General features: G+C 67.5%; 11 protein-coding genes and 1 pseudogene. 7 read left to right on the top strand and 5 right to left on the bottom strand.

Features of this window, described 5'->3' with window-relative positions; all coding sequences use genetic code 11:
• Position 1 precedes the first annotated feature (1 nt).
• The 5 genes from PSm6_RS26200 to tssA all read right to left on the bottom strand — a co-directional run bounded on the left by PSm6_RS26200 (position 2) and on the right by tssA (position 4,731).
• Complete coding sequence (locus PSm6_RS26200) at positions 2–787, bottom strand: type VI secretion system accessory protein TagJ (RefSeq protein WP_021217509.1); 786 nt, start codon at positions 785–787, stop codon at positions 2–4.
• Positions 788–1,016: 229 nt separating this feature from the next.
• Positions 1,017–1,505 carry an Hcp family type VI secretion system effector gene (locus tag PSm6_RS26195; RefSeq protein ID WP_031287032.1) on the bottom strand — a complete coding sequence of 163 codons (489 nt, stop codon included), beginning with the start codon at positions 1,503–1,505 and terminating at the stop codon, positions 1,017–1,019.
• Between the two features lie 73 nt (positions 1,506–1,578).
• On the bottom strand, positions 1,579–3,075 hold the full coding sequence (gene tssC / locus PSm6_RS26190) for a type VI secretion system contractile sheath large subunit (RefSeq protein WP_263402563.1): 1,497 nt from the start codon (positions 3,073–3,075) through the stop codon (positions 1,579–1,581).
• A gap of 12 nt (positions 3,076–3,087) precedes the next feature.
• The gene (gene tssB / locus PSm6_RS26185) at positions 3,088–3,603 is read right to left on the bottom strand and encodes a type VI secretion system contractile sheath small subunit (protein ID WP_021217506.1); all 516 of its coding nucleotides are present in this window, start codon (positions 3,601–3,603) and stop codon (positions 3,088–3,090) included.
• Between the two features lie 93 nt (positions 3,604–3,696).
• On the bottom strand, positions 3,697–4,731 hold the full coding sequence (tssA, locus tag PSm6_RS26180) for a type VI secretion system protein TssA (RefSeq protein WP_265168695.1): 1,035 nt from the start codon (positions 4,729–4,731) through the stop codon (positions 3,697–3,699).
• 403 nt (positions 4,732–5,134) lie between these two features.
• Between tssA and tagH the strand changes: the two genes are divergently transcribed.
• The 7 genes and pseudogenes from tagH to PSm6_RS26145 all read left to right on the top strand — a co-directional run bounded on the left by tagH (position 5,135) and on the right by PSm6_RS26145 (position 15,024).
• Positions 5,135–6,820, top strand: coding sequence for a type VI secretion system-associated FHA domain protein TagH (gene tagH / locus PSm6_RS26175; protein WP_265168694.1), 1,686 nt, complete (start codon positions 5,135–5,137; stop codon positions 6,818–6,820).
• Positions 6,821–6,890: 70 nt separating this feature from the next.
• A complete protein-coding gene (gene tssJ, locus PSm6_RS26170) occupies positions 6,891–7,370 on the top strand; it encodes a type VI secretion system lipoprotein TssJ (RefSeq protein ID WP_031287028.1) in 480 nt (159 codons plus the stop codon).
• Between the two features lie 17 nt (positions 7,371–7,387).
• A complete protein-coding gene (tssK, locus tag PSm6_RS26165) occupies positions 7,388–8,722 on the top strand; it encodes a type VI secretion system baseplate subunit TssK (RefSeq protein WP_031287027.1) in 1,335 nt (444 codons plus the stop codon).
• A gap of 6 nt (positions 8,723–8,728) precedes the next feature.
• Positions 8,729–10,092: pseudogene (locus PSm6_RS26160) on the top strand (DotU family type VI secretion system protein).
• Positions 10,089–13,604 (top strand): type VI secretion system membrane subunit TssM, encoded by a 3,516-nt coding sequence (tssM, locus tag PSm6_RS26155; protein ID WP_265168693.1) that lies wholly within the window; start codon positions 10,089–10,091, stop codon positions 13,602–13,604. Before PSm6_RS26160 ends, tssM begins: the two are co-directional and overlap by 4 nt.
• Positions 13,601–14,296 (top strand): type VI secretion system-associated protein TagF, encoded by a 696-nt coding sequence (gene tagF / locus PSm6_RS26150; protein WP_043247245.1) that lies wholly within the window; start codon positions 13,601–13,603, stop codon positions 14,294–14,296. The genes tssM and tagF overlap by 4 nt, the downstream gene beginning before the upstream one ends.
• Positions 14,296–15,024 carry a PP2C family protein-serine/threonine phosphatase gene (locus PSm6_RS26145; RefSeq protein WP_021217498.1) on the top strand — a complete coding sequence of 243 codons (729 nt, stop codon included), beginning with the start codon at positions 14,296–14,298 and terminating at the stop codon, positions 15,022–15,024. The genes tagF and PSm6_RS26145 overlap by 1 nt, the downstream gene beginning before the upstream one ends.
• Positions 15,025–15,034 lie beyond the last annotated feature (10 nt).

Raw genomic sequence — 15,034 nt, 5'->3', positions numbered from 1 at the left:
CTCAGGCCTCCGGCTGCCCGAAGGCGAGGGTGCGCAGCTCGAACAGCGCGGTGTCGCCCTGGTCGGTGACGAACAGGCGCTGGCCGATGGGGCGGCCGTCGTCGAGGAAGTCGGTCTTGCGGCTCAGGCGGATGGCGCCGTCGGCGTCGTCCTGGCTGCCCGGGTAGCGGCTGGGGATCAGGCCCACGGTGGCGCCGCCGTTGACCAGGGTGACTTCCACCGGCAGCCAGACCAGGTCGCGCAGGTCGGTGGGGGCCTCGGTCACCAGGCTCTGGATGTTATGCATCGGCAGCCACACGTAGCGGCCGTTGACGATGAGTTCGAGCACCGGGCCCAGGCGCGGGTCGGCGTCGGCGAACCATTCGAAGGGCTGGTCGTTGAGGGTGCCGGCGACGGCGGGTGCGGCTTCGAAGGCCTGGTCGCGCAGGGCCTGGGCGGCTTCGTGCTGGCCTTCGGCGTCATGCTTGAGGGCCTGGATCAGCGGCGCTACCCATTCGGCGGGCTCGCCCAGCACCACGGGGGTGAGGCGGCCGGCGAAGACTTCGGCGCGCAGGGCTTCGCATTCCAGGGCGGTGCGGTAGGTCTGCACCATGGCCAGGGTGCTGGCATCCAGCTCGCCGGCGACTTTCAACTGGTTCTGCGCGCGGCTCCATTGGCCGAGCACCGCCAGCAGCTGGAACAGGAACACCCGCAGCTCGGCGTTGGAAGGTTGGGCACGCACCTGGTCCTGCAAGGACTTCAGGGCTTCGTCGGCGCGTCCTGCGCGCAGTAGTTCTTCGGCGGTCATGGTCGTCCTGCCTGCAGCCGGGCTGCGCGAAGGGAATGGGGGATGTGGCTCGAGGTGGCGCTCTCCACTGCGGCCTGGGGCAGGCGGCAGTGGGCAGCGTCACGAAGGTCGACCGGCGGAGGGGAGGCCGCTGCGTGGGAATCGGGCAAGGGTCTGGCCATGGTCGGTCCGGGGGAGGGTGGCTTGAAACGCATCCGGGCCCGCTTGCGCAGGCCCGGATGAGAGAGCATCAGATCTTGACGTTCTCGCGGATGTTCCAGCCGTATTTGACCGGGCCGCCATCTTTGGCGCCGTCGGCTTTCTGCGGCTGGTAGTCGACCTTCACCTGGGCGAAGTTCAGGCTGATGTTTTCGGTCAGGCGATCCTCACCACCGCTACCGCCGGTGCTCACGGAGGAGATCAGCACTTCGCTCATGGTGATGATCAGGTACTCGACCGGCGACTCGCCGCCCGCCTTGCGGATGGTCAGCTTGGCTTCCGGGTAATGCTTACCGCTGGAGCAGGCCATCATCAGGTTGGGGCTGGACTTGTCGACGTACTTGGTCAGCGACAGGTCCTGCACGCTTACCTTGCCGGCGCCGCCGCCACCACCCTGGTGCATGTTGCCGGATTGGGACATGCCCCAGCTCCAGGCCAGCACATCGATTTCCTTGCCGTGGCTCTTGTCGGCGGACTCGCCTTCGACGTCGCCGATCTTGATGAACATATCTACAGCCATCATTCCTCCTTCGTGGCTTTCGCCACTTTGTCAGAGACGCCCGCCACCTGGCGGGCGCTTAAAGTGACGCGCCTCAGGCCCCCTTGGCCGAAGGCAGCTTGGATACCAGGCGCAGCGACACGGTCAGCCCTTCGAGCTGGTAGTGCGGACGCAGGTAGAACTTCGAGCTGTAATAGCCCGGGTTGCCCTCGATCTCCTCGACCACCACTTCAGCGGCTGCCAGCGGGTGCTGCGCCTTGGTGGTTTCGGTGGAGTGAGCGGGATCGCCATCGACGTAGTTGAGGATCCAGTCCTGCAGCCAGCGCTGCATGTCGTCCTTCTCCTTGAACGAGCCGATCTTGTCGCGAACGATGCACTTGAGGTAGTGCGCGAAGCGGCAGGTGGCGAACAGGTACGGCAGGCGCGCCGCCAGGTTGGCGTTGGCGGTGGCGTCCGGGTCGTCGTATTCGGCCGGCTTCTGCAGGGACTGGGCGCCGATGAAGGCCGCCAGGTCGGTGTTCTTCTTGTGCAGCAGCGGCATGAAACCGTTCTTCGCCAGCTCGGCCTCGCGGCGGTCGGAGATGGCGATCTCGGTCGGGCACTTCATGTCCACGCCACCGTCGTCGGTGGGGAAGGTGTGCGCCGGCAGGTTCGGCACTTCACCACCGGACTCCACGCCACGGATGCGCGAGCACCAGCCGTAGAGCTTGAACGAACGGTTGATGTTCACCGCCATGGCATAGGCCGAGTTGGCCCAGGTGTACTTGGCGCTGTCGGCGCCGGCGGTGTCTTCCTCGAAGGCGAACTCTTCCACCGGGTCGGTCTTGGCACCGTAGGGTTGGCGGGCCAGGAAGCGCGGCATGGTCAGGCCGATGTAGCGCGCGTCGTCGGACTCGCGCAGCGAGCGCCAGCCGGCGTATTCCGGGGTGGTGAAGATCTTGGTCAGGTCACGCGGGTTGGACAGCTCCTGCCAGGAACCCATGCCCATCACGGTAGGGGAGGCGGCGGAGATGAACGGTGCGTGCATGGCGGCGGAGACCTTGGCGATCTCGCCCAGCAGCTCCACGTCCGGCGGCGACTGGTCGAAGTAGTAGTCGCCCAGCAGGCAGCCGTAGGGCTCGCCACCGAACTGGCCGTATTCCTCTTCGTAGAGCTTCTTGAAGATCGGGCTCTGGTCCCAGGCGGTGCCTTTGAATTTCTTCAGGGTCTTGTGCAGCTCGCCCTTGGAAATGTTCAGCACGCGGATCTTCAGCTGCTCGTCGGTCTCGGTGTTGTTCACCAGGTAATGCAGGCCACGCCAGGCGCTTTCCAGTTGCTGGAAATCCGGGTGGTGCATGATCAGGTTGACCTGCTCGGTGAGCTTGGCGTCGATCGCAGCGATGATGGATTCGATCGACTTGATCGCATCGTTGGAGATCAGGCTGGTCTGTGCCAGGGCATGCTCGGCGAGGGTGCGCACGGCGGTTTCCACCGCTTCGCGGGCACGCTCGGTCTTGGGTTTGAATTCCTGCAGCAGCAGCGAGGCGAACTCGCTGGTCTGCTCGGTCGCTTCGCCGCCCTGGGGCGCAGCTTCGGTCATCAATTCGGCCATCTGGGTGTCCTCTTAAGCTTGCGGCTCGTTGTCTTGCGGCTTCGGCGCGCTGGCCAGGGCCTGCAGCAGGGCCGGGTCCTTGATCGCTTTCATGATCAGCTCTTCAGCGCCGGTCTTGCCGTCCATGTAGGTCAGCAGGTTGGCGAGCTGGGTGCGGGCTTCGAGCAGCTGGTTCAGCGAGTCGACCTTGCGCGCCACGGCGGCGGGGCTGAAGTCGTCCATGCTCTCGAAGGTGATGTCCAGGGACAGGTTGCCGTCGCCGGTCAGGGCGTTGGGCACGTTGAAGGCGACGCGCGGCTTCATGGCCTTGAGGCGCGAGTCGAAGTTGTCGACGTCGATCTCCAGGAACTTGCGGTCCGCAACGGCGGCCAGGGGTTCGGCCGGCTTGCCGGCGAGGTCGGCCATGACGCCCATGACGAAGGGCAACTGCACCTTCTTCTCGGCGCCGTAGAGTTCCACGTCGTACTCGATCTGGACGCGGGGCGCGCGGTTGCGTGCGATGAATTTCTGACTGCTGGTGCTACCCATGGTGCTCCTCCTTCGCTGCCTGTGCGGCTGTATTGGCGTCATCGGCAGCTAGCCGGTAACGGATGCGTGAACCCGCTTCGAACGTGCCCTGCACTATTCGGACTCGGGGCCCCGCAAATTCTCGAACTGGGACATCCCATCCGGGATCAGGTTGCGCACGATCGCCGCGAAGTCCGCCGTGACCAGGGTCTTCGCACGCTTGAGCAGGATCGGCACCGGGCTCGATGGCTCCTGGCGCGCGTAGTACTCGAGGATGCGATCCAGGGTCTTGAGCACGTCGTCGCGGTTGGTCACCTCGCCGGAGATGCGCGGCGTGGCGCGAGCGCTCGGTGCGCCACCGCTGCTGCCGGCGTCGGTGGCGGTGTCGTCACCGGCCGCCGGCTCGTCGGCTACGGCGTCGTCGCCGGGGGCCTGGTCCTTGTGGATCTGCAGGGCGTGGCGCAGCAACTGCTTGAGGGCGCCGAGGTCGGCGCTCTGGGCCGAGCCCACGCGATCGGAAAGGGTCGACTCGATGGTGGCCAGCGCGGACTGGGCATCGGTCAGGGCGTTGCGGGTGCTGGCGAGCAGCGCTTCATCGCTGTCGCGGAAGGCGCCCTGCAACTGCTCGGGGGTCAGCGTTTCACTGGGGAAGCGCTGCAGGTCGAGGGCGTTGAGGGCGGCACGCAGGCTCACCGAGCCAAAGGCCCGCGAGCTGGTCAGGCTGCTTTCGCGCAGCAGCTGGATCACCGGTTCCGCCGCCAGCCCGGTGAGGGCGTTGATGCGGAAGGTGGGGTCGTTGTCATCGTCGGCGTCGAGCTGCGGGTACAGGCCGTCCCAGTATTGGGTCAGCAGCTCGCGCACCAGGATCAGGCCCTGGGCAAGACCCGGCAGCCCTTCGAGGGCGAGGGTGCTCTGCAGGAAATAGTTGGCGATGCGCAGGTCTTTGCTGCGTTGCAGCAGCTCACTGGAAAGCTCGCGGACATCACGCCAGACAGGGGGCTCGGCGGGGAGTACGGAGTCGCCCATCTGGCGCTCGGGTTGCCCTTGGGCAATACGTTCCAGTTCGAGATACGCAGCGTCGTATTCGAGGTCGTCGCCGCAAGGCGAATCAGCGGAAACAGGGGATAGCAAACGCGACACATCCACCACGGTGGGTGTTCTCCTTGTCAGGCCTCAGAGGTAAAGGCGAGCAGTATTCAGAGTGAACGTACGGCCTGATCACAGTCCTTTGGATCAACGTTCCGATGACGCCAATTTCATGGCTTCACCCGCTGCAACTCTTTTCCATTCTTGGGGTCGTATTTCGCCCTTGTCAAGACAATCCCAGAGCACAAACGACAGATGTGCACCAGTCCACGCTAGCCTCTTTCAGCTGTCATTTTTGTCTTTTTTCGATCTAAGATATTTCGGCTAAAGCCATGCATATTTTCCGTTCGTCTATACGATGGGTGTATGGCCAAGGGCCACGTGCAGAACAGGGACCGGATCGAAGTTGCACGGCATCGAAGGGACTCGGTGCTCGCGTCCACAGTGAGAAGTGCAAGGAGTCGCAATGCCACTGCGTTTGACCATCACCAGTTATCACAAGCTGACGCCCGGACAACGTCCCGAGGTGGAGCTTGATCGTGGTGAGCTGAGGATTGGCCGCAGTGCCGATAACGATTGGGTGTTGCCCGATCCCGAGCGCCTCGTTTCCAGCCAGCATTGCACCATCCAGTTCCGCGACGGCACCTACTACCTGACCGACACCAGCACCAACGGCGTGATGCTCGCGCAGTCGGGCGTGCGCCTGCGTCGCGGTAACAGCGAGCCGCTGCTGGATGGCGAAATCCTCAAGCTCGGCGAGTACGAGATCCTCGTTCAGGTGCAGGGGATGAGCATGAACATGCAGCCCGCCAGCGCCGCGCCGATGAGCGGGGGCGGCGACCCCTTCAGCAGCTTCGATGCGCTGATGAGCCGGCAGACCTCCACGCCTTCGATTCCCGAGCCGATGGCGCCGCCGCCGGCTTCCATGGCCCACATCCAGGGTGGCGGTTCGCCGCTGGACACCAAGCCCGACCTGTTCGACTTCCTCAATCCGCCACCGGCTGCCGCACCGTCGATTCCCGATCACGTGCCTGCCGAGCGCCATGACTTCCGCCCGCCGACGCCGATCCCCAGTTTTGAGCCGACGCCGGTGCCGCCCGTGAGTGCACCTGCCGCCTTCGCCGAGCCTGCAGGCGCCGCACCGGCGATTCCCGCCGACTGGGACCCCTTCGCCGACCTCGGCCTTACCAGCCCCGCGCCCCAGCACGCGCCGGCCGTTCCGGTGCCGATGCCCACGGCGGCGGCACCGCTGGAACCAGCGCCGGTAGCCGTCGAACTGCCGGCGGACTTCTTCAGCAATCCGCCGCTTGGCCACGACTCCGCCGCCACCTCGATTCCGACGCCCATCCCTGATCCGCAGCCCATCGCCCAGCAGACCATCGCGCCGATGCCACCGGCCATCCAGATGGCCCCGGCGGCGATCCCGGCGCCTGCCGTCGCCACGCCCGCACCGGTTCCGGCACCACCCGCGCTGACGCCCACTGCCCAGGCCACCCACGCCGCCGCGGTGTCCGCCCCGGCCACTCAGGCGCCGGCCCATGCACATGCACCGAGCGGCGACGACGGTGCGCTGATGGATGCCTTCCTGCGCGGTGCCGGCCTTGGCCAGCTGCGCATCGATCGCGCCGAAGCCGCCGCGCAGATGGAAGCCGTCGGCCGCAGCTATCGTCTGATGGTGGAAGGGCTGGTGGATGTGCTGCGTGCACGCTCCAGCCTCAAGGGCGAGTTCCGCATGGCGCAGACCATGATCCGACCGGTGGAGAACAATCCGCTCAAATTCGCCCCCAACGTCGACGAGGCCTTGCTGCTCCTGCTGCGCCACGGCAACGCCGCGTTCATGCCGCCGGACCAGGCCGTGGGCGAAAGCTTCGACGACCTCAAGGCCCATCAGCTGGCGGTGATGGCCGGCGTGCAGGCGGCCATCAAGCACATTCTCAAACGCTTCGAGCCCTCGGTGCTGGAAGCGCGGCTGAACAAGCCCTCGGGGCTTTCGGCCTTGCTGCCGGGTTCCCGGCAGTCGCAATACTGGGAGTTGTTCACCGACCTCTACGCGAGCATCTCGCGGGAGGCCGAGGACGATTTCCAGGACCTTTTCGGGCGCGAATTCAGCCGCGCCTACGAGGAGCACAGCGCCAGACTTCGCGGGCATTGACCCCCGCAACCCCTTGGGTGCCAGGCAGTCGGCCCCGCGGATCAACAGCAGTCATTGAGGACGAATCGAAATGCCAAGGATTCTACTGGTAGCCGTAGTAGCGCTTCTGGGCGCATGTGCTTCCGAGCCACCGCCGCCACCACCGCCCACCGTGGTGCAGCTGCATATCGAAGCCTCCAGCGACGTCAACCCGGGCCCGGGCGGGCAGGGCGCACCCGTGCGCGTGCGGGTGTTCGAGCTCAAGAGCGCCACCGCCTTCAACCGTGCCGACTACTTCTCCCTGGTGGAGCAGTCGCAGGCCACCCTGTCCACCGACCTGGTCGCCCAGGACGAGTTGCTGGTCAAGCCCGGCGACAAGCAGATGCAGGAGCGCAAGCTCGATGACGCCACCCGCCAGTTCGGCATCGTCGTCGGCTACCGCGAGCTCGACAGCGCGGTCTGGCGTGACGTGATCACCGTGCCCTTGAACCAGACCAGCGCCTACAGCGTGAAATTCGGCGCCCACGCCATCAGCGTCTCGCCGGCTCCCATCGCCGAGCCGGCCAAATAGAAACGGAGAGTTCGTCCATGTCCTGGAACAACCGAGTGGTCTGGTCTGAGGGGATGTTCCTGCGTCCGCAGCATTTCCAGCAGCACGACCGCTACCTGGAGTCCCTGGTGGAAGGCCGCTGCCGAGCACTGCAAGCCGGCGGCTGGGGTTTCTCCGAGCTGAAGATCGACGAGGCGCTGCTCACCCAGGGCAAGCTGGCCATCGTCTCGGCCCGTGGCGTGCTGCCCGACGGCACCCCCTTCGACATCCCCGGCGACGACGTGGCCCCGGTGCCGCTGGACGTCGAGGACAGCCTGCGTGACGGCATCATCTACCTGGCCCTGCCGCTCAAGCGCGCCGGCGCCCGCGACACGGTGGAGGAGGGCGAGGCCCTCGGTGGCGCGCGCTACCAGAGCGCGGTGCGCGAAGTGCGTGACGACAACGCCCCCTTCGAGAGCCGCGCCCCCGTGTCCATCGGTGGCCGCGCCCTGCGCCTGCTCACCGCCCGTGACGGCCTCGGCGAATACGCCGCCGTCGGCGTGGTGCGGGTGGTGGAAAAGCGTGCCGACCGCTCCCTGGCGCTGGACGAAAGCTACATCCCGCCGCTGCTGGATGTGACCGCCTCGCAGCCCCTGGCGGCCTTCCGCAGCGAACTGCTGGGCCTGCTGCACCAACGTGGCGAGGCCCTGGCCGGCCGCGTGGTCGCTTCCGGTGCCGGTGGCGCTTCGGAGATCGCCGACTTCCTCCTGCTGCAACTGGTCAACCGCGCCGAACCCCTGGTCTCGCACCTGGCCAACATCACCCCGTTGCACCCGGAATGGTTCTACCGCGAGGCGGTGAGCCTGGCCGGCGAGTTCTCCACCTTCTCCGCCAGCGGCCGTCGCCCGGCGGAATTCCCGGCCTATGAGCACGACGACCTGGCCACCACCTTCGCCCCGGTGATGCTCGCCCTGCGCCAGGCCCTGTCGATGGTCATCGACAGCCGCGCTGTGCCGATCCCCATCATCGAGAAAGCCTACGGCGTGCACGTGGCGATGCTCGCGGACAAGAGCCTGCTGGACAACTCGGCGTTCATCCTCGTGGTGCGTGCCGACGTGCCCGGCGAGTCGCTGCGTTCGCGCTTCCCGCAGCAGGCCAAGATCGGCTCCGTGGAGCACATCCGCGACCTGGTCAACCTGCAGCTGCCGGGTATCGCGCTGCTGCCGATGCCGGTGGCGCCACGGCAGATCCCGTACCACGCGGGCAGCACCTACTTCGAACTCGACCGCGGCAGCGACCACTGGAAGCAACTGGTGCATTCCGGCGGCTTCGCCTTCCACATCGCTGGCCAGTTCCCTGGCCTGAACCTGGCCTTCTGGGCCATCCGGAGTTAATTCGCGATGCATCCAATCGACGATCCCTTCGGCGGGCCGCCCGCCGGTGGTGGCAGCGGCGGCAACGGTAACGGCAACAACGACCGCACCATGATCATGCCGCGCCCCGGTGGCCGTGCCCGGACCCGGCCGCGCCGCGCTACGACGCGCCCACGCCGCCGCCTGCGGGCCCTGCGCCCACCGGCCCGATGCTCACCGCACGCGGCCAGGGCCTCAACCCCCTGGAAGCCGCCGCCGGCCCGATGCTGGCGTTGCTCACCCGCCTGCGCAACACCATCGCCCACCCGATGCCCGCCAGCCTGCGCGCGCAGCTGCTGGGCTACCTGCGCCAGTTCGAGGAAAAGGCCCGCGCCGCCGGCATCGCCCAGGACGAGGTGATGCTCAGCCGCTACGTGCTCTGCACCGCGCTGGACGAAGCCGTGCTCAGCACCCCCTGGGGCAGCGGCAGCGACTGGAGCAAGCAGAGCCTGCTGATCACCCTGCACAACGAGGCCTGGGGTGGCGAGAAGGTCTTCCAGCTGCTCGACCACTGCCTGCAGAACCCGCGCCAGCGCCTCAACCTGCTGGAGCTCCTGTACCTGTGCATCAGCCTCGGGTTCGAAGGCCGCTACCGGGTGATGAACGACGGCCGCAGCCAGCTCGAAGCGCTGCGCGAACGTGTCGCCGGGACCATCCGCAGCACCCACGGCGAGATCGAGCGCGAGCTGTCGCCGCACTGGCGCGGCCTGGTGGTGGCGCGTGATCGCCTGCGCCAGTTCCTGCCGCCCTGGGTGGCCGTGGCCATCGGTGCCGCGCTGCTCCTGGCGCTGCTGTTCGGCATGCGCCTGAAGCTGGCCGCCGAGGCCGAGCCCGTGTTCAAGAACCTGCATGCCCTGGGCGACGTCCCGGTGCAGACCATCGACCGCCCGCCGCAACAGCCGAAGATCCTCGAGCGCCCGCGCCTGGCCGGCTTCCTCGCCGAGGAGATCCGCCAGCAGAAGGTCGCGGTGGAAGACGCCGTCGACCGCTCGGTGGTGACCATCCGTGGCGACCAGCTGTTCGCCTCCGGCAGCGCCACCATCGCCGACGATTTCCAGCCGCTGCTGCTGCGCATCGCCGAGGCCATCCGCAAGGTGAAGGGCAATGTGCTGGTCACCGGCCACAGCGACAACCGGCCCATCGCCACGCTGCGCTACCCGTCCAACTGGAAGCTGTCCCAGGACCGCGCCCAGCAGGTGATGGACGTGCTCGCGGCCAAGAGCGGCCAGCCCGAGCGCTTCCGCGCCGAGGGCCGCAGCGACACCGAGCCGGTCGCATCCAATGACACCGCCGACGGCCGTTCGCGCAACCGTCGGGTGGAGATCACAGTCTTTGCGGAGGGCGTCGAGTGAAGGCGTTTTTCAGTTTCCTCGCCCGCTGGGTGATACCGGTGCTGGGCCTGATCGCCCTCAGCCTGGTGATCTGGTTCGTCGGCCCGCTGATCGCCATCGGCGACGTCGAGCCCCTGGCTTCGGCCACCGTGCGCTGGGTGCTCATCGGCCTGCTGTTCGCGGTGTGGATCGGCTGGCGCGTGCTGCGCATCATCCAGGCGCGGCGCAACGCCGCCAAGGTGATGCAGGGCCTGGTCGCCGTGGCCCCCGATGCCGCCAGCGTGGCCACCAGCGAAGAGCTGGCCACCCTCAAGCAACGCATGGACGAGGCCCTGGTCCTGCTCAAGCGCGCCAAGCTCGGCGGCAACGAGCGGCGCAACCTCTATGAGCTGCCCTGGTACGTGATCATCGGCCCGCCGGGTTCGGGCAAGACCACCGCACTGGTCAACTCCGGCCTCAACTTCCCCCTCGCCGAGCAGATGGGCAGCGGCGCCATCCGTGGCGTCGGCGGCACCCGCAACTGCGACTGGTGGTTCACCGACGAAGCCGTGCTGCTCGACACCGCCGGCCGCTACACCACCCAGGACAGCCACGCCCAGGTGGACAAGGCCGCCTGGCTGGGCTTCCTCGATTTGCTGAAGAACCAGCGCAAGCGCCGACCCATCGACGGCGCCTTCGTGGCCATCAGCCTGTCCGACCTGCTGCTGGGCAGCGAGACCGAGCGCGCCGCCCATGCCCGCGCCATCCGCGCCCGGGTGCAGGAGCTCTACGCCCAGCTCGGCGTGCGCTTCCCCATCTACGTGATGCTCACCAAGCTCGACCTGGTGCCGGGCTTCATGGAGTTCTTCGACTCGCTGAGCAAGGAAGACCGCGCCCAGGTCTGGGGCATGACCTTCGCCCTCGACGACGGCAAGAGCGCCGAGGGCCCGCTGTCGGTGTTCGGCAACGAGTTCGCCCTGCTCGAACAGCGCCTCAACGAGCGCCTGGTGGAACGCCTGCAGCAGGAACGCGACCCCGCGCGGCGCGACCTGATCTACGGCTTCCCGCAGCAGTTCGCGGCGCTGCGCGATGCGCTGTCGAGCTTCCTCGACGGCGTGTTCAAGCCCAACCCCTATGAAGAGCGCGCGCTGCTGCGTGGCGTCTACTTCACCAGCGGCACCCAGGAAGGCAGCCCCATCGACCGCCTGATCGGCGCCATGGCGCAGAGCATGAACCTGGACCGCCAGCACCTGGCCCGCCAGACCGGCACCGGGCGCAGCTACTTCATCGAGCGCCTGTTCCGCGAAGTGGCCTTCGGCGAGCGCGGCCTGGTGGGCGCCAACCCCAAGGTCGAGCGCCAGCGCAAATGGATGGCCCGTGGCGTGCTCGCCGCCACCGCGATCCTGGTCCTGGGCATCGCCGCCATCTGGTTCGCCAGCTTCAGTGCCAACCGCAGCTACATCGCCGCCGTCGATGGCCGGGTCAAGCCGCTGCACGGTGAGCTGCAGGCCCTGAGCCCGGCGCAGCGCGACGTGCTGGCGGTGCTGCCGCTGCTCAATGCCATCCGCAACGTGTCCGGCGATGCGCCGAGCTGGGCGGAAGGCTACGGCCTCTACCAGGGCGACATGCTCGGTGCCGAAGGCGCCAGCGTGTACCGCAAGCTGCTGATCGCGGTGATGGCGCCGCGGGTCATGGCCCGCATCGAGGAACAGCTGCGCAGCGGCGGCTCCTCGGACTTCCTCTACGAGGGCCTGAAGGCCTACCTGATGCTCGCCGACCCGGAACACTACGACGGCGACTTCATCAAGGCCTGGGTGGCGCTGGACTGGGACCGCAGCCTGCCGCGCGACCTGGTGCCCGAGCAGCGCCAGGCGCTCAACGAGCACCTGGCCGCGCTCTACGACCGTGCGCCGCCAGCCGTGCGCCTGGACGACAACCTGGTGCAGGACACCCGTCGCCAGCTGCAGCAGCTGTCCATCGCCCAGCGCGTGTACGACCGCGTCAAACGCCAGAAGCTGCCCCAGGGCCTGCCGGACTTCCGCATCAGCGAAGCCGCCGGCCGCGACGCCGCCCTGGTGTTCTCGCGCAAGAGCGGCAAGCCGCTCAACGACCCGCTGTCGGGCTTCTTCACCCAGCGTGGCTACCGCGAAGTGTTCATGGTCTCCAGCCTGAGCCAGTCCGGCACCCTGGCCGAGGAGCAATGGGTACTCGGCCGCACCATGGACGACACCCAGGACGCCGCCAGCCTGGCCCTGGAAGTGCGCCAGCTGTACTTCCAGGACTACCTGCGCCAATGGGATGCACTGCTGGCCGATATCGACTTCGTCGCCATCACCAGCACCGCCCAGGCCGCCGACGTGCTGCGCGTGCTCTCCGGCCCGCAGTCGCCGCTGAAGAAGCTGCTCGAAGCGGTGGCCAAGGAGACCGACCTGCAGAAGGAAGAACGCCTGGCCGCCGAGAAGCTCAAGGGCACCAGCGACACCGTCGGCAAGCTCAAGGATCGCCTCGGCTCCCTGGTGGGGCAGGGCGACGACGCCCCGCAACAGCAGCAGGCGCCGAGCGAGGACCCGATCACCGCGCACTTCGCCGAGCTCAACAGCCTGGTGGCCAAGAACGACAACGAACCGGCGGCCATCGACGGCCTGCTGGCGGACATGAACGCCCTCTACGTGCAGATCAGCGCCATGAGCGGTGCCAGCGGCGACGCCCTGCTGGGTGAAGCGAAGAACCAGGCCCAGGCCGCCGCCCAGCGCGTCAGCCTCGGTGCCGAGCGCCAGCCGCCGCTGGTCCAGGGGCTGGTCAAGTCCGTGGTCAGCGCCACCACCAGCACCATGATGGGCGGCATCCGCAACCAGCTGAACGCCGCCTGGACGGCCGAAGTGGTCAACGTCTACCGCCAGTCCCTGGCCGGCCGCTACCCGCTGGACCGCAACAGCACCCGCGACGCCACCCTGGACGACTTCGGCGCCTTCTTCGGCGTCGGCGGGGTTATGGACAGCTACTTCCGCAAATACCTGCAGCCCTACGTCGACACCTCCGCCACCACCTGGCGCTGGCAGCCGGGCGCGGCGGAGAAGCTCGGCATCGGCTCCGGCGTGCTGGGCACCTTCCAGCGTGCCGCGCAGATCCGCGACGCCTTCTTCCGTTCCGGCAACACCACGCCCATGGTGCGCTTCGAGCTGAAGGCGGTGGCCATGGATGCCGCCATCGACCAGTTCCAGCTCGACCTGGACGGCCAGCAGTTCAGCTATGACCACGGCCCCAGCCGGCCGGTGGCCATGCAGTGGCCGAGCCCCAACAGCCTGGGTGTGGTGCGCCTGACCATCTCGCCGCCGTCCTCCAGCGGCCGTTCGGCCATCACCATGGAAGGCCCCTGGGCCTGGTTCCGCCTGCTCGATCAGTCGGACCTGACCCAAGGCAACGCGCCGGACCGCTTCACCCTGCGCATGCGCGTGGACAACGCCAGCATCTCCAGCGAGCTGCGCGCCAGCAGTGCCTTCAACCCGTTCCGCAGCCGTGTGGTCAGCGGCTTCGGCCTGCCGGAGCGCCTATGACGACGGCGGGCTTCTACGGCAAGCTCGCTGGCCGCGGCGACTTCATCCATCGCGGCCTGCCGCCGGCCTTCATCGAGGCCTGGGACCAATGGCTGGCCGCCGGCATGGCGCAGAGCCAGGCCGAGCTGGGCGCTGCCTGGCTGGATGCCTACCTGGTCAGCCCCCTGTGGCGGTTCGCGATCGCGCCCAACCTGCTGGGCGGGGACGCCGTGGTCGGCGTGGTGATGCCCAGCATCGACCGGGTCGGCCGCTACTTCCCGCTGGCCATCGCCGTGCTGCTGGACGAGCGCACCAACCTCGGTGCCATCGTCGGTGGCGCCGATGACTGGTTCGACCGCGCCGAAGCCTTGCTGCTGTCCACCCTGGAGCCGGAGGCGGATTTCGACGCCTTCGAAGCCGGGGTGCAGGGGCTCGGCTCGCCACTGGTGACCACGCGCCATGACGCGCGGCTCAGCGAGGTGGGGGCGTTGCGTTACGCGGTGCAGGGCGGCGAGTCGCGACAGGCGGTACTGGCGCAGATCGCCAGCGACGGCTGCAGTTTCTGGTGGGGGCATGGTTCAGAGCGTGTCGCGGCCGAGCTGGTGAGATTCCAGGGCTTGCCGCCGACGCGGTATTTCAGCCGCTTCCTGGTGGGCGAGGGCGCCGTAGAGCAGCCCGCCGGCATCGGGCAGATCGATTTCGGGAGCCTGTGATGCCACTGCCTCCGGTTGCGCAATACCGCTCGGCCAGCCACAGCCACGTCGGCATGGTCCGCCAGGTCAATGAAGACGCCTGCCTGGATGCCGGCGACAACGGCCTCTGGGTGGTCGCCGACGGCATGGGCGGCCACGCCGCCGGTGACTACGTCAGCAACCTGATCGTCGATACCCTTCGCGGCGTGCAATACGGCGACGGGCTCGATGCCTATGTCGACGCCTTGCGCGCGGCGCTGATACACGTCAACACCCTGGTTCGCGCGGAGACCCAGCATCGCGGGGTGAGCACCATGGGCAGCACGGTGGTGCTGCTGGCCGCGCGGGGCAGCGAGGGCACCTGCCTGTGGGCCGGTGACAGCCGCCTTTATCGCCTGCGCGAGGGCAAGCTGGAACCCATCAGCCGCGACCACAGCTACGTGCAGGAACTGGTGGACAGCCACCTGCTCAGCGAGGCCGAGGCGAAGGTGCATCCCATGGCCAACATCGTCACCCGTGCGGTGGGGGTCCAGGATGACCTGGACGTGGAAGAAACGAGGTTCGTGGTGCTGCCCGGCGACAGCTTCCTGCTGTGCAGCGACGGTCTGAACAAGACCGCCGAAGACCACGAACTGTGTGAAGTGCTGGGCCACGAGGACCCCTATCAGGTGGTCCGCAGCCTGGTGCATCTGGGCTTGACCCGGGGCGCGCCGGACAACATCACGGCGGTAGTCGTCAAAGCATCCTGAAAAAGAAAAA

This window comes from Pseudomonas solani (assembly GCF_026072635.1).
GTDB classification, from domain to species: Bacteria; Pseudomonadota; Gammaproteobacteria; order Pseudomonadales; family Pseudomonadaceae; genus Metapseudomonas; species Metapseudomonas solani.
The sequence above is the reverse complement of the archived record's forward strand: the minus strand, read 5'-3'. Positions and strand labels throughout refer to the sequence as shown.

What these genes read in the sequence shown, in the direction of transcription:
- tagF (WP_043247245.1), top strand. Translation starts at nt 13,601, where the DNA reads ATGACGACGGCGGGCTTCTACGGCAAGCTCGCTGGCCGCGGCGACTTC.
- PSm6_RS26145 (WP_021217498.1), top strand. Translation starts at nt 14,296, where the DNA reads ATGCCACTGCCTCCGGTTGCGCAATACCGCTCGGCCAGCCACAGCCAC.
- PSm6_RS26200 (WP_021217509.1), bottom strand. Translation starts at nt 787, where the DNA reads ATGACCGCCGAAGAACTACTGCGCGCAGGACGCGCCGACGAAGCCCTG.
- tssJ (WP_031287028.1), top strand. Translation starts at nt 6,891, where the DNA reads ATGCCAAGGATTCTACTGGTAGCCGTAGTAGCGCTTCTGGGCGCATGT.
- tagH (WP_265168694.1), top strand. Translation starts at nt 5,135, where the DNA reads ATGCCACTGCGTTTGACCATCACCAGTTATCACAAGCTGACGCCCGGA.
- PSm6_RS26195 (WP_031287032.1), bottom strand. Translation starts at nt 1,505, where the DNA reads ATGGCTGTAGATATGTTCATCAAGATCGGCGACGTCGAAGGCGAGTCC.
- tssB (WP_021217506.1), bottom strand. Translation starts at nt 3,603, where the DNA reads ATGGGTAGCACCAGCAGTCAGAAATTCATCGCACGCAACCGCGCGCCC.
- tssK (WP_031287027.1), top strand. Translation starts at nt 7,388, where the DNA reads ATGTCCTGGAACAACCGAGTGGTCTGGTCTGAGGGGATGTTCCTGCGT.
- tssC (WP_263402563.1), bottom strand. Translation starts at nt 3,075, where the DNA reads ATGGCCGAATTGATGACCGAAGCTGCGCCCCAGGGCGGCGAAGCGACC.